This is a genomic window from Pseudarthrobacter sp. PH31-O2 (genome assembly GCF_030063265.1).
Lineage (GTDB): Bacteria > Actinomycetota > Actinomycetes > Actinomycetales > Micrococcaceae > Arthrobacter.
In genome coordinates this window covers 100019-119761 of sequence record NZ_JASIST010000005.1, presented here as the reverse complement: position 1 = coordinate 119761, position 19743 = coordinate 100019, and the positions used below count along the sequence as shown (strand labels likewise).

Below are 19743 nucleotides of genomic sequence, written 5' to 3'. Positions count from 1 at the left end.
CGGCCGGAATGCCGCTGCCCGGCCCGCGCCACCTCCTGTTACACCGCGAGTTTTCGCTCCGGTCCACGTTGCTTCACTTCCGCATTTTTCACTTCCCAGAGGATCGCCATGTCATTCGCCCGCACAACCACCCGCCGTTCAGTAGTGGCGGCCCTTGCCGCCTCCGCCGCCCTTGCTCTTACTGGCTGCGTTGCGGGCGAAGGATCCTCCGTGGCCCCCGCCGCCGCAGTCTCGGGCGGCACGCTGAATATCGACTTCGCCACCTACAACCCGCTGAGCCTGGTCATCAAAAAGAAGGGCTGGCTCGAGGCCGCACTCAAGGACCAGGGTGTCACAGTGAACTGGGTCCAGTCCGCGGGCTCCAATAAGGCGAACGAGGCGCTGCGGTCCGGCGCGATCGACGTCGGTTCCACGGCCGGATCTGCCGCGCTGCTGGCCCGTGCCAACGGTTCCCCGATCAAGACGATCGACATCTACTCGCAGCCCGAATGGTCCGCGCTCGTCACGGGGCCCTCCTCCGGGATCGCCACGGTGGCCGACCTCAGGGGCAAGTCCGTGGCCGCGACCAAGGGTACCGACCCGTACTTCTTCCTCCTGCAGTCCCTCGCCGAAGCCGGACTTTCGGCCAAGGACGTCACCGTGCAGAACCTACAGCACGCGGACGGACGCACGGCACTGGAGAACGGGGCCGTGGATGCCTGGGCCGGCCTCGATCCGATTATGGCCGGCGCCGAGAAGAACGGTGCAAAGCTGTTCTACCGAAACGTGTCCTTCAACAGCTACGGCTTCCTGAACGCGAACGAGTCGTTCCTGGCCGCTAAGCCGAAGCAGGCGCAGGCCGTCGTCAATGCCTACGAGAAGGCCCGTGCCTGGGCCGCCGCGAATCCGGACGAGACCGCGCAGATCCTCGCCGACGTCGCGGGCCTCGACGTCGGCATCGCCAAAACCGTGATCCTGGAGCGCAGCAACCTCGCCGTCGACCCCGCGCCGGGTGAGGCCCAGCGCAAGGTCCTGGCCAAGATCGGCCCCACTTTCGTTGAGACCGGGGATGTCACCGGCCAGGACAAAATCGACACGGCATTGTCGACTCTTCTTGATGACTCGCTGGTGAAGAAGGCGGATGCATCCGCGATCAGGGATTCCTGATGACAAACCACCGGAATCCGCCTGGCACCGGCACGAGCGTTGCCGACGGGGGCACTGCAGCCGTCCCCGCACGTCCGGCAGACGCTGCCCGGCCGGCCTCCCCTGGTTCGCGCGCTGGCGGCTCCCCGGCGAACGGATGGTTCCCCGCCGGGATCCTGGCCAGCCGTTGGACGCGTCTGTTCCTTGGATTGGTCCTTCCCGCGGCGGTTCTGGCCGCCTGGCAGGTCTCCACGGCTGCCGGGGTCTTCAGCGTTGTCCAGCTCCCGCCGCCGGAGATGGTGCTGGAGGCAGGCCTTGACCTGCTCCAGCGCGGGCAACTCGGCCAGCACATCGCGATCTCCACCCAGCGCGTGCTGATCGGCTTTGCTGCCGGCGCGGCCCTTGGCCTGGTGTTCGGGTCACTGGTAGGACTGTCCAAAGTCGCCGACTCCCTACTGGCTCCGACCATCGGGGCCCTCCGCGCCGTCCCCTCCCTCGCGTGGGTACCGCTGCTTATCCTCTGGATGAAAATCGGCGAGGATTCCAAGATCACCCTGATCCTGATCGGCGCCTTTTTCCCCGTCTTTACGACCGTCTCCCTGGCGCTGCGGCACGTGGACCGCAACCTGGTGGAAGCCGCGCGCGCCTTCGGCCTCAACGGGGTAAAGCTGCTGACCACCGTCCAGCTTCCGGCAGTGGTTCCCGCAGTGTTCTCCGGACTCCGGCTCGCGCTGGCCCAGGCCTGGCTGTTCCTGGTGGCCGCCGAACTCATCGCGTCCTCGATGGGGCTTGGCTTCCTGCTCACGGATTCGCAGAACAACGGCCGCACGGACCGGCTCCTACTCGCAATCGTGCTGCTGGCCGTGATCGGCAAGATCACGGACGCCCTGCTGGGCCTGGCCGAGAAATGGGCGGTGAACCGGTGGGCATAAGCACCGAAACGGCACCGGCGGGTTTCCCGGTCACCGAACAAGAGCGCCTCTCCTTCTGGGAGGCAGCTGCCCTCCGGCTCGACTGGGAGGAGGTGCCGGGGCAGGCCAGGCCCTGGCACACCACCCACCGCTGGATCCCGGCAGACGGGGCTGCCGGCACCGGTCCGGGAATCACCTGGTTTGAGGGCGGCAGGCTCAACGTCGCGTCCAACTGCGTCGACCGCCATGTAGCGGCGGGACGCGGGGACAAGGTGGCGTTGCACTTCGAGGGCGAACGCGGGGACCGGCGCACCATCAGCTACGCCGAACTGCAGCGGGAGGTCTGCCGGGCTGCCAACGCCCTGCTTGCGCTGGGAATCGGCAAGGGCGACCGCGTGGTCATCTATCTCCCGGTCATCCCCGAAACCATCATCATCACCTTGGCCGTGGCACGCATCGGCGCCGTCCACTCGCTGGTTTTTGGCGGTTTCTCCGCCGAAGCGCTCAGATTCCGGGTAGCGGACACCGGTGCGAAGCTGCTGGTCACCACCGACGGCCAGTTCCGCCGCGGCGAGGCAGTACCGGTCAAGGGCAATGCGGACGCCGCCGTGGCCGGCAACAATGCTATCGAGCATGTCCTGGTAGTCAACCGAACCACCCCGCCGGAGCTTCTGGCGACCGTCCCGATGACCGAGGGCCGCGATGTGTGGTGGCATAACGCCGTCGGGCGGGCCTCCGAGGTCCACGAAGCCGAAGTGTTCGACGCCGAAACGCCGTTGTTTATTATGTACACCTCCGGGACCACGGGAAAGCCCAAGGGCCTGGTGCACACCTCCGGCGGCTACCTGACACAGGCGTCCTGGAGCTTCGAGCATCTCTTTAGCAATCCGGACCCCGCACTCCGTGACCGGGACGTTCACTGGTGCACGGCAGACCTGGCATGGGTCACCGCCCACACCTATGAGCTTTACGGTCCGCTCTCCAACGGAGTCACCCAGGTAATTTTCGAGGGCACCCCCAACACTCCGCATCCGGGCCGGCACTTGGAAATCATTGAGCGCTACGGCGTGACGCAGTACTACACCGCTCCCACCCTGGTCCGTTCGCTGATGGGCTGGTTCCCCGACGGCGTCCCGGCCAGCTACGACCTGTCCTCCATCCGCCTGCTCGGCACCGTCGGTGAGGCCGTCAACCCCGAAGCATGGCGTTGGTTCCGGCAGAACATCGGTGCCGGAACCGCCCCGGTCGTTGACACCTGGTGGCAGTCCGAAACCGGCGCCACCATTCTCTCCCCGGCCCCGACCGACGCCGGCTTTAAGCCCGGCTGTGCCGCCCGGCCCCTGCCCGGCGTCAGCACCCGGATCGTGGACGACGCCGGCGACACTGTCCCGCCCGGCGTCCAGGGCTTTATTGTGGTGGACGCTCCGGGCCCCGCCATCGCCCGGACCGTCTGGGGGAACCCGCAGCGCTACTACGATTCGTACTGGCGCCAGTACGCCGCGCAGGGGTGGTTCCTCGCGGGGGACGGTGCCAAATACGACGACGACGGCGACATCTGGATCCTCGGACGGGTGGACGACACCCTCAACGTCTCAGGACACCTGCTCTCCACGATCGAGATCGAATCAGCCCTCGTCGCACACCCGGACGTCGTGGAGGCCGGGGTCTGCCCCGTCGCGGATCCGAAGACCGGCCACGCCATCGTCGCGTTCGTCGTTCTGCGCGAAGCAGCGGCTGCCGGGTACATCGCGTCCGAACTGAAGGCGCACGTCGCGAAGGCGATCGGGCCTATCGCCAAGCCCCGCGATGTCGTCGTCGTCCCGGATGTGCCGAAGACCCGCAGCGGCAAGATCATGCGACGGCTACTGACCCAGCTGTTCGAGGGCAGCGCGCTCGGCGACACCACGTCGCTCCAGAACGAACCATCCATCGTGGACATCCAGGATGTCCTGCGAACCCGAAATACCCCAGAAGTAAGGAACACCCATGACTGACATCAGCAATGTGGCCCGTCTCTCCGAACCGCTCAAGTTCGCCTACTGGGTTCCGAATGTCTCCGGCGGCCTCGTCGTTTCCACTATCGAACAGCGCACCGGCTGGGACTTCGAGTACAACAAGAAGCTGGCCCGGATCGCGGAGAATTCCGGCTTCGAATACGCCCTGACCCAGACGCGCTATGCCGCCTCCTACGGCGCGGACAAACAGCACGAGGCCACCTCCTTCAGCCTGGCGCTGCTGGCGGCCACCGAGCGGCTCAAGGTCATCTCCGCCGTCCACCCGGGCATGTGGCACCCCGGCGTTCTCGCCAAATTCATCATCACCGCGGACCATATCTCCGACGGCCGGGCCGCCGTGAACATCGTTTCAGGCTGGCTTAAGGCGGAGTTCGAGAACTTCGGCCTGGACTGGCTCGAACACGACGAACGCTACGTCCGCACCGAGGAGTTCATCCGCGTCCTCCGCGGGCTCTGGACCGAGCAGGAGTACAGCCAGTCCGGAAAGTATTACAACATCACCGGCTTCACCCTGAATCCGGCCCCGGTGGACGTGCCCGGCCGGGCACACCCGGAGATCTTCTTCGGCGGAAACTCCACTGCTGCGCAGGCCACGGCAGGCCGGGTCGCCGACTGGTACTTCTCCAACGGCAAGGACCTGGAAGGCTTCAAGGAGAACATCGCCGGCGTCGTGGCTTCCGCGGCAGAAGGCGGACGCGGGACCGCGCCCAAGACCGGCGCCACCGAGCCCGCGCTCGCCGCCCCGCGCTTTGGCCTGAACGGATTCGTGATCGCCCGTGATTCCGAACGGGAAGCCCGCGACACCCTCCGCGAGATCGTCGAGAAGGCGCACAAACCCGCCGTCGAAGGTTTCCGCGACGCTGTCCAGGAGGCCGGCGCGTCCACAAAGGACGGCAAAGGCATGTGGGCCGACTCAAGCTTCGAGGACCTGGTCCAATACAACGACGGCTTCAAAACCCAGCTGATCGGCACACCGGAGCAGATCGCGGAGCGGATCGTGGAGTACAAAAAGATCGGCGTGAACCTGTTCCTCACCGGCTACCTGCACTTCCAGGAGGAAGTCGCCGCCTTCGGCCAGGACATCCTGCCGATCGTCCGTGAACTCGAGGCAGACCTCGCCCGCAGGAACGGCAGCGAACTGGATCTCTCCGGCACACCGGCGGTCTCGGCCACCCCCACCCCCGGGCTGGTGAACGCGTAATGTCTGACCGCAAATTTGGTTTCCGCACCCGCGCCCTGCATGCCGGGGGCACCCCCGATGCCGAGCACGGCGCCCGCGCCGTGCCGATCTACCAGACGACGTCCTTCGTCTTCAAAGACACCCAGGACGCCGCCAGCCTCTTCGCACTGCAGAAGTACGGCAACATCTACTCCCGGATCGGCAACCCAACCGTCGCCGCGTTCGAAGAGCGCATCGCCTCCCTCGAGGGCGGTATCGGCGCTGTGGCCACGTCATCGGGTATGGCCGCGGAATTCATCACCTTCGCCGCGCTCACCCAGGCCGGGGACCACATTGTCGCCGCCGCCCAGCTCTACGGCGGCACGGTGACCCAGCTTGACGTCACCATGCGCCGCTTCGGGGTCGACACCACTTTCGTCCCGGGGACCAACCCGGCCGACTACGCCGCGGCCATCCGGGAGAACACCAAGGCGATCTTCGTCGAGGTGGTCGCCAACCCGTCCTCGGAGATCCAGGACCTTGAAGTGCTGGCAAAGGTCGCGCACGACGCCGGAATCCCGCTCGTCGTCGACGCCACCTTGAGCACTCCGTACCTCGTGCGGCCAATCGAGCACGGGGCTGACATCGTGATCCATTCCGCCACGAAGTTCCTTGGCGGGCACGGCACCACCCTCGGCGGTGTCGTTGTGGAAAGCGGCCGCTTCAATTGGGGCAACGGCAAGTTCCCCATGATGACCGAGCCCGTCGCGTCCTACGGCAACGTCTCCTGGTGGGGGAACTTCGGCGAATACGGGTTCCTCACCAAACTGCGCTGCGAGCACCTCCGCGACATCGGCCCGGCGCTGTCTCCGATGTCGGCCTTCCAGCTGCTGCAGGGGGTGGAAACGCTCCCCCAGCGCCTCGACGAGCATCTGAAGAACGCCCAGGCCGTGGCGGAATGGCTCGAGGCGGACGAACGGGTGGCCTACGTGAACTTCTCCGGCCTGCCCTCGCACCCGCACTTCGAACGGGCCAGGAAATACTTGCCGCTGGGGCCGGGCTCGGTGTTTTCCTTCGGCGTCAAGGGCGGCCGGGCCGCGGGGCAGAAGTTCATCGAGTCCCTGCAGCTGGCCTCGCACCTGGCCAACGTAGGAGACTCCCGGACCCTGGTCATCCACCCGGGCTCCACTACCCACCAGCAGCTCAGCCCGGAACAGCTCGAATCCGCCGGAGTCCCGGAGGACCTGGTCCGGATTTCGATCGGCCTCGAGGACCTTGAGGACATCCTGTGGGACCTCGACCAGGCCTTGGATGCGGCCTCGGAAGAGTCCGCATCCAAAGCGCGCACGATCGGAGCGCTGCTATGAGCCGGGAAGAAAGCCGTACCTGGACCGGGCCGTCCACACCGGAACGGTTCAACCTGCTGCGCAGCGCCAGGTCCATCGCGATTGTGGGTGCCTCGGACAAACCGTCCCGGGCAAGCTATTTTGTGGCCACCTACCTGCAGTCCTCCACCCCGTACAGGCTGTACTTCGTGAACCCGGTGGTGGAGGAGATCCTGGGCCAGCCGACGTATAGTTCACTCGCGGACCTGCCGGAGAGCCCGGACATCGTGGACGTCTTCCGCAAGCACGATGACCTGCCGGGAGTCCTGGAGGAGTCCATCGCGGCCGGAGCCGGAACGCTCTGGCTGCAGCTTGGGTCCTGGCACGAGGAAGTCGCGAAAGAAGCCGAAGCCGCCGGGCTCGACGTCGTGATGGACCGCTGCGTGAAGATTGAGCATGCCCGGTTCCACGGCGGTCTGCATCTGGCCGGCTTCGACACTGGGGTCATTTCCGCCAAGCGGCAGGTCCTGGCCTAGCGCTTCCGGCGCGTTCGAATGCCGAACTCGCCGGTAACGTGCGAGCTCGCTGTTGTCCTACGGCGAGCCCGCACGCTACCGGCGAACTGGGCGGATCGGGAGCGCGTGGCCTAGGGCTGGCCCGGGAGCGAAGGGAGCACCCGGGGAATGGCCCGCCCCGGCAGCTGAGCCTTGGGGAGGGTCCGGCTCTCGCCCGCGCCGGGAAGTCCCGGCACGGCCGGCGTGACGGCCGGTATGACAGGGCGATGGGGCGGCAGCGGGAGGAGTCCACCCCGGCCTTCAGCCGCCGGAGTGCCCGCGCCGCCGGGCTTCGCAGGCTTCGCGGCGGGGGTTTCCGGTGCCTCAGGAGCGTCCACTGACGGCGGCAGCGCAGGGTTGCCGGCTGGGTTGGCGGGCACAACCGGGGCCGGAATATCCGCCGGCGACGGGGCGGCGGGCTCCGGAGCAACGTCGGGAGTCGGGCCGGCGGGCTGGAAAATGCCGCCTACAGTGTGGCTGACATTTTTGCGGAAGTCCTCGCTTGAGGCGGCGACCGCGCCGGCACCGAGCGTCATTGCACCCACGACGGCGCCGCCCAGGATCGCCAACCCGCGCTTGCGGCCGCGGCGTTCGCCGAGGCTGACCACCCCGCACGGCAGGACCCCGGCAATGGCGCCTGGCACCGGCGTCACAGCGGGTACGGCCGCCGTCGGGTGTGCAGCAGGACCTGCAGCGGCGGAACTGCTGCCGCCGGCGGTGAGCATTGCCGCGAGGTCGGCCCGGGGAGTAGGGGCCCGGTCCGGGACCATGGCCTGGAGCTGCGCCAGGGTGCTGCCGAGTTCGGCGGCACCCTCGAGACCGGAATCACGGAGCATCGCCTGAATGCCGCCATCCTGCAGGGGTTCGCGTGTGCCGGTCATAATGCTGCGTGGTCCTTTTCGGTGACGAGTTCGCGCAGGGCGCTGAGCCCGCGTCGCTGAAGCTGTTTGATGGCACCCGGGCTCTTGCCCATGATGCCGGCCACCTGGTCGATGGAAAGGTCCGCGACGATCCGCAGGACCAGGACTTCCCGTTGCTCGCCGTTGAGCCGGGAGAGTGTGTAGGACAGGCCGCCGAGGGAACCGAGGGCCTCGTCCTCGGCGGATGCGGAATACCGCGCGTCGTTCAACGGGTTATATTCAGCCAGACACGGTGTCCGTTCGGAGCGCCGGTGGTGGTCTACAAGCCTGGCGTGGGCGACCGAAAAAATGAAGGTTCGCAGGCCTTTGTGGCCACCGGTGACATTCGCCAGTTTCGGCAGAACGTCCACAAATACGTCCTGGGTCAGGGCCTCCGCGTCATCGACGCCCTTGGCCCGGAAGTAACCGAGCACTGCGGGGGAAATCAAGGTGTAGACGGCGCTGAATCCGGACGGGTCGCCAGCCAAGGCTGCTGACAGATCGTCATCGCTCAGCTGGTCTGCCAAGTGGCTTTCCTTCCGTTACTGCTGGCGGTGCGGCCCCGATAGTGTAGCGGCCGCACCCCGTTACCTCCGAAGGGAGGCGTGCAGTGCTTACTTGTCGAGCTTGGGCAGCTCGGCCGACGGCAGTGCCGGAACAGCGGGGACAGCGGGGACGTTCCGGGCGCCGGGAACTGCCGGGGTGGCCACTGTCACGCCGGCGTGGGCCTTGGCCTCGGCACCTCCTCTGGCGTTGGCTGCACCCTGGACGGAGACGCCGTCCTTCGCAGCGGCAACGGAACCCTCGGCGGCACTGTCGGTATCCTCAACGTCGGCGCCGGCCTTCGCGGCGCCGTCACTGTCCGGGGTGGCGGGCACTGCCGGGGTGGCGGGCACTGCCGGGGTGGCGGGAACAGCGGGCAGATCCGGAGTTGCCGGAACGGACGGAACTGCCGGGGTGGCGGGCGTAGCGTGGTTCACTTCAGCCTGCTGGGTGCTCGAAACCTGGGCCGCGTTGGCCAGGCCGATTCCGGAGAAGCCTCCAACCGCGAGAACAGCGGCGCCGACAGCAATCTTGGTGCTCGTGCTAACACTCTTCATAAAAACGTGCATCCTTTGGTTGATTGAAGGCTGGCCGGCGCCGCCCGATGGGGGCAGGCGCCGGCAGCACTTGCAGTGGAAGGCCCCGGATACCTGATGGGGGTCCAGGTTCCGGCGGCGCTTACAAAGGAGTAATCGCTGAGGCGCCCCAAAAGGTTACGCGCGGATTGGAAGTTCTTTTTCAGGTCCGGGACGGTTAACGACGACGGCGGCGGGCCACCTTATCCAGGTGACCCGCCGCCGTCGTGCGTCAGTTGTTGCGTCAGTCGTTGATCAAGTCATTGATAACAATGGTCTGGTCCCGGTCCGGGCCGACGCCGATCGCGGAGAAACGGGTGCCGGAGAGCTTCTCGAGCGCCAGCACGTAGTTCTTGGCGTTCTCGGGCAGGTCCGCCAGGGTGCGGGCCCCGGTGATGTCCTCGGTCCAGCCTTCGAAGTACTCGAAGATGGGCTTGGCGTGGTGGAACTCGGTCTGGGTCATCGGCATTTCATCGTGCCGGACCCCATCCACGTCGTACGCCACACAGACCGGGATCTGCTCGATGCCCGTGAGGACGTCCAGCTTGGTGACGAAGTAGTCCGTGAAGCCGTTGACGCGGGATGCGTGGCGGGCCAGCACGGCGTCATACCAGCCGCAACGGCGCGGGCGTCCGGTGTTGACGCCAAACTCGCCGCCGGTCTTCTGCAGGTACATGCCCATGTCGTCGAAGAGTTCGGTGGGGAACGGCCCGGCGCCCACTCGGGTGGTGTAGGCCTTGATAATGCCGATGGAGCGCGAGATGCGGGTCGGGCCGATGCCCGAACCCACGGAGGCGCCGCCCGCCGTCGGGTTCGAGGAGGTCACAAAGGGGTAGGTGCCGTGGTCGACGTCCAGGAAGGTGGCCTGGCCGCCTTCCATCAGGACGACTTTGCCCTCGTCCAATGCGGTGTTCAGGACGTAGGTGCTGTCGATGACCAGCGGGCGCAGGCGTTCGGCGAAGGACAGGAAGTACTCCACAATCTCCTCCACCTCGATGTCGCGGCGGTTGTAGACCTTGACCAGGAGTTCGTTCTTTTGGCGCAGCGAGCCTTCGACCTTTTGGCGCAGGATGGAGGCGTCGAAAACGTCCTGGACGCGGATGCCAAGCCGGGCGACTTTGTCCATGTAGGCCGGGCCGATGCCGCGGCCGGTGGTTCCGATGGCGCGGCTGCCGAGGAACCGCTCGGTGACCTTGTCCAGGACCTGGTGGTAAGGCGCGACGAGATGGGCATTGGCGGAGACGCGCAGCTTGGAAGTGTCGGCGCCGCGGGCTTCGAGGCCGTCGATCTCCTCAAACAGCGCCTCCAGGTTCACCACACAGCCGTTGCCGATGATCGGAACCGCGTTGGGGCTCAGGATGCCGGCCGGAAGGAGCTTTAGCTCGTACTTCTCACCGCCTACGACGACGGTGTGCCCGGCATTGTTGCCGCCGTTGGGCTTGACGACGTAGTCGACTCGGCCACCAAGCAGGTCAGTGGCCTTACCTTTGCCTTCGTCGCCCCACTGGGCTCCGACGATCACGATTGCTGGCATGGGATCCTCCCCCATTCGTTCGGGCCGAAATCCGGGTGATCCACGGGTGGTCGCGGATCTCAGCGCCGTTCATGAGAATGCCCCGAATCTACCGCTGTGCTCTTGTCATCAACGCCAGAGTCCGGGGCTCTTACCACCCAAGTTTAGCCGATCGCGGTAGCTGCGGCTCATTTGACCATCCAATGGACTTCCCGCCGATGGTGCACGCACCCCGCTGTCCAGCCTGCGGAACGCGGGCGGAAGGACTTGCGCAGGCCCGCCCGGTGGAATTAGGTGAGAGGTGACCATCCCGAGCGGCCGAGGGACCTGGACCATTGACGCCGCAGCAACCCCTCCGTTCGCAGCTTGTGGCGGTTCAGGGTGCTACCGCCAGGACCGATGGAAAGGAAGCGCCCCATGCACCAGAACACCGACCACATCCGGGCCACCCATGCAGGCTCCCTGCCCCGCACCCCTGAGCTCATCGCCGCGAATGAGGCCAAGGACGCAGACGGCATCAGCCCGGAATTCCTGGACCTGCTGGCAACCTCCGTGGTGGATGTGGTGCAGCGCCAGAAGGACCTCGGCATCGATATCCCCAACGACGGCGAATACGGACACACGATGTCCAGCTCTGTGGACTACGGTGCGTGGTGGAACTATTCCTTCAGCCGGCTGGGCGGCCTTGAACCGACCGACGTGGACCGCTGGGCCGACTCCGCGGTGCGCCGCTCAAGCCCCGGAAACATCGTGCTGACCTCGTTCCCGGACCGGCGCGACAGGCAGAAGTTCAATGAGGCCTACAACGATCCGTCCGCGGGGATCCTCGCGCACCGCAAGAGTGTCACGCAACCGAAAATTGCCGGACCGCTGAGCTATACCGGGCAGGCCCTCGTCGGCTCGGATACCGCCAACCTGAGGGCGGGGCTGGCCGCCGCCGGACTCACCGAGGGCTTCGTGGCTTCCCTCTCCCCCGGATCCTGTGCCCGCGTCGCCAACGAGTACTACAGCAGCGATGAGGAACTCCTCTATGCCTGCGCCGACGCCATGCGCGAGGAATACAAGGCCATCATCGACGCCGGGCTCACGGTCCAGCTCGACGACCCGTCGCTGGCCGAAAGCTGGGACCAGATTAACCCGGAACCAAGCCTGGCCGACTACCTCAAATTCATCCAGCTCCGGGTCGAAGCCACAAACTGGGCACTGCGCGGGCTGCCACAGGAGAAGATCCGGCTGCACGTCTGCTGGGGCTCGTGGCACGGGCCGCACACCACGGACGTCCCCTTCGCGGACATTATCGGCTCCGTCCTGCAGATTAAGGCAGGCGGTTACTCCTTCGAGGCAGCCAACGTCCGCCACGAGCATGAATGGCGGATCTGGGAAGACACCCGGCTTCCGGACGGAAAAATCATCATCCCCGGCGTCGTCTCCCACGCCACAAACGTCGTCGAGCACCCGGATCTGGTAGCTGACCGGATCGTACGTTTCGCCCAATTGGTGGGCCGCGAAAATGTGATTGCCTCCACAGACTGCGGTCTCGGCGGCCGCGTGCACCCGCAAATCGCTTACGCCAAGCTGGAAGCCCTGGGCGAGGGTGCGCGCCGCGCCAGCGCACGGCTCTGGTAGATCGGCGGCGGCAGGTCCGCCATTTCGCAGGGCTTGATAGACTAATAAGGATCGACTAGGAAATCGGTCCACACCACCTTTTCAAACCGCACCATATTGGGCGTGCCCCGGTGTTAGGCGTGCCCTCGTCCGGTCCGGCAGCTTTACCAATCCCGCAGGAGACTCAGCAATATATGACAGCCTTGGCCACTGAAAATTCCCGCGAACAGCTTCTGAGCCGCCGCTATGAAACTAGCGTCGCGGCCGTCAACGAGCTGTGCGACACGCTGCAGGCAACCAAAGCTGGCACGAACGTCCCCTACGTTGACCCGATTCACGACGTCGATGAGTGCCGCATCATCAGCCTCTTCTCCAACATCGGGACGGAGGACGAGTCTGGTTTTATCACCGCCGGTGATGATGAAGCCGCCACCCGCCTGCTCGGTGTCCAGTGGAAGCTGGGCCTGCGCCCCGAGTACGTGATGCCGTGGAACGTGCACCCCTGGTACGTCCCGGGCGAGCCGAACGGCAAGTTCACCCCGGATCAGATTTCCGCGGGCCTGAAGCCGTTGCTGAAATTCCTCGCTGTGGTGCCCCGCGCCTCGGTTATCGTGGCGCACGGCACCGAAGCCAACCGCCTCGCGAACCTGCTCCTCAAAACCGAGGTACCCATGATCTGGCGCCGCGGCCTCAAGACCTACAAGGTCCGCTCACTCAGCGGCCGCGCCTTCGCCGGCACCCCCGCCCGGCAGGAACAGTACCTCGACGAGATGGGCACGGTTTACGCCGACGCCATGGCCCGCACCGGTCTGGCCAAGACCAGCTAGCCCCCAGCCAACGCACGACGGCGGGCGCCCACCATGAGGTAGGCGGCCGCCGTCGTCATTTAAGCGCGGGTAGGTTTAGGCGCGAATTAGCGCTTCTCGGCTTCGATGGCCGCCTTGGCCCTGGGGTCCGAATCGTTAAGGAACTTCTCGATCCGCTCGGGCTCCTCGGCTTCCCCGATGGCCGCCGAGGCCCGGCCCAGCGAGTACAGGGCGCGCAGGAAGCCGCGGTTCGGTTCGTGCTCCCACGGGATGGCTCCGACGCCGCGCCAGCCGTTGCGGCGCAGCGAATCCAGGCCGCGGTGGTAGCCAACACGGGAGTAGGCGTACGAGTCGATGGTCCGGCCCTCGGCCCACGCTTCTTCGGCCAGCACGGCCCACAGCAGCGACGAGGTCGGGTGCTTTTCCACCAGGTCGAGAGCTTCCTGACCAGCATCCAGCCCCCTGTGGATGTCAGTCTCGGCCGGCAGGAGCGTCGGCTCCGGGCCCATCAGATTCCTGCGGAACTCCTCCGACATCCTTAGAACGTCCTGCCGGTTGAGCCGAGCTGCTGGGCAGCCTCGACGACGCGGGCCGCGAGGCCAGCCTCGGCGGACGCACCCCAGACGCGGGGGTCGTACAGCTTCTTGTTGCCGACCTCGCCGTCGACCTTCAGCACACCGTCATAGTTGCGCAGCATGTGGTCCACTACAGGCCGGGTGTATGCGTACTGGGTGTCGGTGTCGATGTTCATCTTGATCACACCGTAGGAGACGGCGTCGGCAATCTCCTTCTCGGAGGAACCGGAGCCGCCGTGGAAGACCAGGTCGAACGGGTTCGCTTTGCCGAGCTTGGCGCCGACCTGTTCCTGGATGTCCTTGAGGATTTCCGGGCGGAGCTTAACGCCGCCGGGCTTGTAGACGCCGTGCACGTTGCCGAAGGTCAGCGCCGTGATGTAGCGGCCGTTCTCCCCGGAGCCGAGTGCCTCGATCGTGGCCAGCGCGTCCTCGACGGTGGTGTAGAGCTTGTCATTGATGGCGTTCTCGACGCCGTCTTCCTCGCCGCCGACGGTGCCGATTTCGACCTCAAGGATCATCTTGGCGGCAGCGGTGCGCGCGAGCAGTTCGCGGGCAATCCGGAGGTTCTCCGGGAGGGTCTCGGCGGAGCCGTCCCACATGTGCGAGCTGAAGAGTGGATTTCGACCGGCCTTGACCTCGGCCTCGGAAGCGGCGAGCAGCGGCAGGACAAAGCCCTCCAGCTTGTCTTTGGGGCAGTGGTCCGTGTGCAGGGCGATATTAACGCCGTAGTTCTTTGCAACCTCGCGGGCAAACGCGGCGAATCCAAGCGAACCGGCGACCATGTCCTTGGTGGACGCGCCGGACCAGTAGGCTGCGCCGCCGGTGGAGACCTGGACGATCCCGTCGGACTCGGCCTCGGCGAAGCCGCGGAGGGCTGCGTTAAGGGTCTGGGAGGAGGTGACGTTGACGGCCGGGAACGCGAAGCCGCCCGACTTGGCGCGGTCGATCATCTCGGAGTAGATCTCTGGGGATGCAATGGGCATGCTGACTCCTAAAGTGAATTTCGTCTGCGGGCTGGTTGACCCTGGAGTAAACCTCGTCGGCTACGAACCATCCTAGCCACTCCTGCGCCGCGGCAGTGTCTGCGGTCACTCGGGTCCGTCATAGTCGCGGCCGTTGCTGTTCCGCTTCGCCGGGTGTGCACTTCGCTGCGGTGTTTCGCGACAGACTGCCGCGAACTGCCAACCCGCGGGGTCCCGGGCGCCGCCCCTTCGTGCGGCTTACCCCGGGAGCTGGTTGAACACGTGCCTGCGGATCCAGGCGTGCATCGCAATGGCAGCGGCCGAGGCGGCATTGATTGAGCGGGTGGAGCCGAACTGCTCGATCGACAAGGTGTCCACCGCCGCCTGGTGGACCTCGGCGGACAGCCCCGGGCCCTCCTGGCCAAACACCAGTACGCAGTTTTTGGGCAGTTCGTAGGTCTCCAGCGGGACGGAGTCCGGGAAGATGTCGATGCCGATGATGGCCAGCCCCTCCCCCTGTGCCCACGCCACGAAGTCCGCCACTGTGGGGTGGTGGCGGATGTGCTGGTACCGGTCGGTGACCATAGCCCCGCGGCGGTTCCATCTGCGTCGTCCGATGATGTGCACTTCCTTGGCCAGGAACGCGTTGGCGCTCCGCACGACGGTGCCTATGTTCATGTCGTGCTGCCAGTTTTCGATCGCGATGTGGAAATTGTGCCGCTTGGCGTCCAGGTCCGACACGATCGACTCGTGCCTCCAGTAGCGGTACTTGTCCACCACGTTGCGGCGGTCCCCGTCTGTCAGGAGGTCCGGGTCCCAGTGATCGCCGTCCGGCAGTTCGCCTTCCCAAGGGCCGACGCCGACCTCCGCCTTGGCCTCTGCCCCGGCGGCCGCCTCCCCCGCCTCCGCCGTAACGGGAAGGGATTCGCTGGTTATCTCGGGTTCAGTCACCACTCAACATTAGACTGGGACTGGCATCGGCACATTATCGGCGGAGGACAGCATGGCGGATCAGCAGGCAGACCACAGGGATGACGCGGACGACGTGTACTCATCAAAATCGGTGTACCGCAGCGGCCAGGAGATTGAGTGCTGGCTGACGGACATGGACGGTGTCCTGGTCCACGAAAACCAGCCCATTCCCGGCGCCGCCGAACTCATCCAACGCTGGGTGGACACCTCCAAACGCTTCCTGGTCCTGACCAACAACTCCATCTTCACACCCCGCGACCTCGCAGCCCGGCTGAAGAGCTCGGGCCTGGAAATCCCCGAGGAGAATATCTGGACCTCGGCCCTGGCCACGGCCCAGTTCCTCAAGGATCAGGTGCGCGGCTCGGATTCCGGCAACCGCGCTTACACGATCGGCGAGGCGGGCCTCACTACCGCGCTGCACGAAGCAGGTTTTATCCTCACCGACCAGGACCCGGACTTCGTGGTGCTGGGCGAAACCCGCACCTACTCGTTTGAGGCCATCACCATGGCCATCCGGCTGATCTTGGGCGGCGCGAGGTTCATCGCCACCAACCCTGATGCCACCGGGCCCTCGAAGGATGGTCCGATGCCTGCCACCGGCGCCATCGCTGCGCTTATTACCAAGGCGACCGGGCGGGAGCCCTACATCGTCGGCAAGCCGAACCCGATGATGTTCCGCTCAGCAATGAACCAGATCGACGCGCATTCGGAAACCACCGCCATGATCGGTGACCGGATGGACACCGACATCATCGCCGGCATGGAAGCGGGTCTGCACACGGTGCTGGTGCTCAGCGGCATCACCCACAAGGACGACATCGCCGCGTACCCGTTCCGGCCCAACCAGATCCTGAACTCCGTTGCCGACCTGAAGAGCCAGATTTAGGCAGCCCTAGAAGGCGGTTTTTTTCCCTCCGCCGGACGGCAGCGGCAGGATTTCGTTCTGAAGTTCGTCGATGATGGGCCGGTAAACGAACGGGTTCCAGCCGGGGCTGGCGTGCGCCGGCCGGGCGCCGTCGGTCGTGAACGAGTCCGAGGCCATGTTTTCCTTAAAGATCAAGGACCAGGAGTCCCGTGCCGATTCGTAGTCCACGGTCTGGTCGCGTGGATTGCCGACAAAAGCCATCCGCGTTCCGCCGAGCTTTCCCGCGAACCTGGTGGGATCAAAGTGGTAGATGTAGGCCGACTCGGTCTGGATCAGCACGCTGGACGGGGCAATCGGAGAGAGCTGTTCCAGCGTCTGGTCCAGGATCTGTCCCCAGCTGCGCTCGTCCTTGTGCAGCATCCGCTCGCCGAGTTCGTAGCCGCCGCGCAGCACCGTGGGGAAGCGGAAGCCGCTCTCGTAGAGAAACACAACACCCTCAAACCAGCTCTGGTCCAGAACGTCGTGCCGGCTGCTGGGACTGGAATCCAACAGAATGAAGGCCACTTCAATGCCATGCAGTTCACGGAGCCGGGCGGCGACTTGGGTCGCCACCATACCGCCGAAGCTGTGGCCGTAGAAGTAGTAGGTGGTCAGCTGATGGGCCCGCGCGTACTCCACCACGGCGATGACAATCTCGTCGATGTCAATGCCGACGTTGGAGTATCCGACAGCGGCCAGCTGGCCCCGCTTGGTCAGCGTCCCGCGAAGCGCCGTCAGGATCCACTGGGCTTCTTCCCAGCTCGTTTTGTAGCCTGGAAAAAGGAACCAGCTGGTGTGCGGGAAGTACTTCTCCGCAGTCTCGTCCGGCACCGGGAGGATCTTGTGGACGCGGCGCTCGGCCTGCACACGCCGGGTAAACAGCATGTCGGCAGCCAGCACGGAAGCCGCGCTTGTCCCGGCCAGGAAACCCCGCCGGGAGAACCGTTTCAGTTCCGCGGCGTGGCGAAGCATCCGGGAGGCATCGCCCACATCCTCAACTTCCGGCTCACGCGGCACCCCTCTACCGTAGCCATCAAAGAACGCGGATCAGAAACCGCACCCGGTAACAGCTCAGCCACAGCCGGACGGAAGTGCGGCCTAGGCCGGCTCGGGTTCGCGGGCGGCGTCCGGGCGGCCGGGTTCGAGACAGATTTCGCGCCGGCTGATTTCGAGGCCGATTTCGTCATAGGTGGCAAGCAGTTGCGAACGGGCCATATTAGCCGGGTTGTCCAGCAACCCGAACACTGAGTCACTCGCAGCGAACAGTTCATCATTGGAGAAGCCGTTTAATGGCCTGGGGCCCGTTGCGTGAACGGCCGATGTGAGGTCCGCCGAAACATCGATGGACGTCAACGCGGCGACGGCGCTGTCCGGGTGGGGGTTCAGCTCGAGCGAGACTCCTGCCGAGCCTGGCAATGCGCCCGCCGCGTCGACCAGTGCGGCTGCACCGTCAATGACGTTAAGATCGTTTCGCAGGCCCGCCAAAGCTGCGGATTCCACAAACTGCGCCCGGCCGAGGCACACCCGGATGTGCGAGGTGATGCCCATCCGCCGGATGCGCTGAATCAGCTGCATCAGCTCAGGGCGAGAGTCCTGGGAGAGGCTTCCCCGGACATCGATCCGGAAGATATCCGCGGCAATATCCAGTGCGGCTTGAGCGTTCAGCGAGGTATCCATAGGTACTCCAAAAGAGGGTTGCTATGGCCGACGGCTCAACCTCACCCAGAATATAGGCCCCCCCGAGGGGCGCACAAGTCACAGTGTGCTGCCAGTTCAGCCAGCCGCTCTCCCACCAGGCTCTTCAAAATGTGTCCGGGACGCGGCGCCGCCCACAGACGTCACCAGGGACGCTGCGATATCACGCAGCTTAACGTTGCCGTTGCTGGAAGCGTCCGTGAGGATCCTGACGGCTGCCTCCTGGCTGCACCGGTTCTGCGCCATCACAATCCCGATAGCCATGTCGATCACCGTGCGGGATTTGAGCGTGGCCCGAAGGTTCGTGGCACCGTCGGCGTGCATGGAAAAGCGGACCGCGAGCCGCAACGCCTGTGAAATTTGCCGGGTATAACCACGAGCCCTGGCGGCGACGTCGCCGTCGAATTTGCGCGGGACATCAGAGTAGAGGTTCAGCGCCGCCTGGGCTTCCCCCTGGAGATGGAACGGCACGGAGAGAACGGAACGCAGGCCATGTGCAGCGACGGCGCTGGCGTAGTCAGGGCCCCACCGGTCCTCATCCAGAAGGTCCGGCACATAGACTTCGCGCTCTTCCTTCGCCGCCGTCAGGCACGGGCCCTGCGAGAGGCTGTACTGGATTTCATCCACTTCACGGGCGGTATCGCTGCTCCAGCCAATCGTGGCGGCCTTCCGGTCGCGCAACAGTGTGATGCCGCACAGCGCGTCGTCGCCGGAACCGGCTACCTGGTGGGCGGAAAAGCGGGCGAGTTCATCGAGGAATTCCTCGAAATCCGCGCTTTCCAGGATGAGGTTCTGAATCTGGTCGAGGGTACTGAGGGGCTCAGTGCCGAGGATTTCTTCGGGGAGCAGCATGGCTGTGGCCTCCGGAGGCGCTTGATGGATATTCGACATAATAAGTCACCGCCACCCTCCGGACCATGCGTGCCGGCTAAAGGAACCAGCGCCCTAGCTCAGCCCGAGCTCGTCCTTGCCGAAGGCGAAGAGGTAGGGAACACCGGCCGCCGCTTCGATTCTTTCCTTCGCACCGGTGTCACGGTCCACGATCACCGCGACGGCGACCACGTTGCCGCCGGCCCTTCGGACGCCCTCGACAGCAGTCAGCGCGGAACCGCCGGTGGTGGACGTGTCCTCCAGGACGAGCACCTTGCGGCCCTCGACGGCGGGACCTTCCACCTGGCGGCCCATGCCGTAGGACTTCTGCGCCTTGCGGACCACAAAGGCATCCACCGGACGTCCGGCGTCGACGGCGGCGTGCATCACGGCGGTTCCCACAGGGTCGGCACCCATGGTGAGCCCGCCCGCGCACTCGAAGTCGATACCGGCGTCGGCCAGCATCGCGAGCATCACCTGGCCCACCAGTTTGGACGCCTCATGGTGCAGCGTGATCCGGCGCAGGTCAATATAGTAATCCGCTTCGGCGCCGCTGGAGAGGATGACCTTGCCGCGGACGACGGCCAGCTCCTTGATCAGTTCAAGAAGGCGGGCACGGGCGGCAGCGGTGTCAGCTGCGGGGGCACTGTTGGCAGTCATGGGACCCAGTTTAGTGGCTGGCCGGCGCCGGATTCCCAGCCGCCCCGTTGATGTCGGGCCGTCACCCGGTTGCTC

At 65.5% G+C, this 19743-nt stretch carries 20 protein-coding genes; 9 read left to right on the top strand and 11 right to left on the bottom strand.

Annotated elements, in window-relative coordinates; all coding sequences use genetic code 11:
• Positions 1–108 precede the first annotated feature (108 nt).
• The 6 genes from QMG72_RS09695 to QMG72_RS09670 are packed head-to-tail and all read left to right on the top strand — an operon-like array spanning position 109 to position 7071.
• Positions 109–1146, top strand: a complete 1038-nt coding sequence (locus QMG72_RS09695) for an aliphatic sulfonate ABC transporter substrate-binding protein (protein WP_283480354.1) — start codon at positions 109–111, stop codon at positions 1144–1146.
• A complete protein-coding gene (locus tag QMG72_RS09690; RefSeq protein ID WP_226773910.1) occupies positions 1146–2057 on the top strand; it encodes an ABC transporter permease in 912 nt (303 codons plus the stop codon). Before QMG72_RS09695 ends, QMG72_RS09690 begins: the two co-directional genes overlap by 1 nt.
• Positions 2033–4030, top strand: a complete 1998-nt coding sequence (gene acs / locus QMG72_RS09685) for an acetate--CoA ligase (RefSeq protein ID WP_226773909.1) — start codon at positions 2033–2035, stop codon at positions 4028–4030. Before QMG72_RS09690 ends, acs begins: the two co-directional genes overlap by 25 nt.
• Positions 4023–5252 (top strand): dimethylsulfone monooxygenase SfnG, encoded by a 1230-nt coding sequence (gene sfnG, locus QMG72_RS09680; RefSeq protein ID WP_282359565.1) that lies wholly within the window; start codon positions 4023–4025, stop codon positions 5250–5252. Before acs ends, sfnG begins: the two co-directional genes overlap by 8 nt.
• Positions 5252–6577 carry an O-acetylhomoserine aminocarboxypropyltransferase/cysteine synthase family protein gene (locus QMG72_RS09675; protein ID WP_283480353.1) on the top strand — a complete coding sequence of 442 codons (1326 nt, stop codon included), beginning with the start codon at positions 5252–5254 and terminating at the stop codon, positions 6575–6577. Before sfnG ends, QMG72_RS09675 begins: the two co-directional genes overlap by 1 nt.
• Positions 6574–7071 carry a CoA-binding protein gene (locus tag QMG72_RS09670; protein ID WP_283480352.1) on the top strand — a complete coding sequence of 166 codons (498 nt, stop codon included), beginning with the start codon at positions 6574–6576 and terminating at the stop codon, positions 7069–7071. Before QMG72_RS09675 ends, QMG72_RS09670 begins: the two co-directional genes overlap by 4 nt.
• Before the next feature lie 110 nt (positions 7072–7181).
• On the opposite strand, the gene QMG72_RS09665 is transcribed toward QMG72_RS09670, so the two are convergent.
• The 4 genes from QMG72_RS09665 to QMG72_RS09650 all read right to left on the bottom strand — a co-directional run bounded on the left by QMG72_RS09665 (position 7182) and on the right by QMG72_RS09650 (position 10640).
• Complete coding sequence (locus QMG72_RS09665) at positions 7182–7970, bottom strand: hypothetical protein (protein ID WP_283480351.1); 789 nt, start codon at positions 7968–7970, stop codon at positions 7182–7184.
• The gene (locus QMG72_RS09660; RefSeq protein WP_226773904.1) at positions 7967–8515 is read right to left on the bottom strand and encodes an RNA polymerase sigma factor; all 549 of its coding nucleotides are present in this window, start codon (positions 8513–8515) and stop codon (positions 7967–7969) included. The genes QMG72_RS09665 and QMG72_RS09660 overlap by 4 nt, the downstream gene beginning before the upstream one ends.
• 87 nt (positions 8516–8602) lie before the next feature.
• The gene (locus QMG72_RS09655) at positions 8603–9088 is read right to left on the bottom strand and encodes a hypothetical protein (RefSeq protein WP_283480350.1); all 486 of its coding nucleotides are present in this window, start codon (positions 9086–9088) and stop codon (positions 8603–8605) included.
• Positions 9089–9350: 262 nt separating this feature from the next.
• Positions 9351–10640, bottom strand: coding sequence for an adenylosuccinate synthase (locus tag QMG72_RS09650; protein WP_226773566.1), 1290 nt, complete (start codon positions 10638–10640; stop codon positions 9351–9353).
• Positions 10641–11036: 396 nt separating this feature from the next.
• Here QMG72_RS09650 and QMG72_RS09645 point away from each other — a divergent pair, with 396 nt between their 5' ends.
• Together QMG72_RS09645 and QMG72_RS09640 are read left to right on the top strand one after the other, a co-directional pair.
• Positions 11037–12245 carry a cobalamin-independent methionine synthase II family protein gene (locus QMG72_RS09645; RefSeq protein ID WP_226773567.1) on the top strand — a complete coding sequence of 403 codons (1209 nt, stop codon included), beginning with the start codon at positions 11037–11039 and terminating at the stop codon, positions 12243–12245.
• Between the two features lie 173 nt (positions 12246–12418).
• Complete coding sequence (locus QMG72_RS09640) at positions 12419–13051, top strand: uracil-DNA glycosylase family protein (RefSeq protein WP_226773568.1); 633 nt, start codon at positions 12419–12421, stop codon at positions 13049–13051.
• Between the two features lie 86 nt (positions 13052–13137).
• Here QMG72_RS09640 and QMG72_RS09635 read toward each other — a convergent pair whose 3' ends face one another.
• From QMG72_RS09635 to QMG72_RS09625, 3 genes are all read right to left on the bottom strand, one after another.
• A complete protein-coding gene (locus QMG72_RS09635; RefSeq protein ID WP_226773569.1) occupies positions 13138–13566 on the bottom strand; it encodes a DUF3151 domain-containing protein in 429 nt (142 codons plus the stop codon).
• Between the two features lie 2 nt (positions 13567–13568).
• Entirely contained in the window at positions 13569–14588 is a 1020-nt protein-coding gene (fbaA, locus tag QMG72_RS09630; protein WP_226773570.1) for a class II fructose-bisphosphate aldolase, read from the bottom strand.
• A 237-nt stretch (positions 14589–14825) separates the two neighbouring features.
• On the bottom strand, positions 14826–15503 hold the full coding sequence (locus QMG72_RS09625; protein WP_396021218.1) for a TrmH family RNA methyltransferase: 678 nt from the start codon (positions 15501–15503) through the stop codon (positions 14826–14828).
• A gap of 67 nt (positions 15504–15570) precedes the next feature.
• On the opposite strand from QMG72_RS09625, the gene QMG72_RS09620 reads away from it, so the two are divergent.
• A complete protein-coding gene (locus QMG72_RS09620) occupies positions 15571–16425 on the top strand; it encodes an HAD-IIA family hydrolase (protein ID WP_226773571.1) in 855 nt (284 codons plus the stop codon).
• Between the two features lie 6 nt (positions 16426–16431).
• Here QMG72_RS09620 and QMG72_RS09615 read toward each other — a convergent pair whose 3' ends face one another.
• The 4 genes from QMG72_RS09615 to pyrE form a co-directional block, all read right to left on the bottom strand.
• On the bottom strand, positions 16432–17415 hold the full coding sequence (locus tag QMG72_RS09615; RefSeq protein ID WP_226773580.1) for a thioesterase domain-containing protein: 984 nt from the start codon (positions 17413–17415) through the stop codon (positions 16432–16434).
• Positions 17416–17541: 126 nt separating this feature from the next.
• Positions 17542–18120 carry a hypothetical protein gene (locus QMG72_RS09610; RefSeq protein ID WP_226773572.1) on the bottom strand — a complete coding sequence of 193 codons (579 nt, stop codon included), beginning with the start codon at positions 18118–18120 and terminating at the stop codon, positions 17542–17544.
• Positions 18121–18216: 96 nt separating this feature from the next.
• Complete coding sequence (locus QMG72_RS09605; RefSeq protein WP_283480349.1) at positions 18217–18990, bottom strand: GAF and ANTAR domain-containing protein; 774 nt, start codon at positions 18988–18990, stop codon at positions 18217–18219.
• 93 nt (positions 18991–19083) lie between these two features.
• Positions 19084–19668 carry an orotate phosphoribosyltransferase gene (gene pyrE / locus QMG72_RS09600; RefSeq protein WP_226773574.1) on the bottom strand — a complete coding sequence of 195 codons (585 nt, stop codon included), beginning with the start codon at positions 19666–19668 and terminating at the stop codon, positions 19084–19086.
• Positions 19669–19743: the final 75 nt, after the last annotated feature.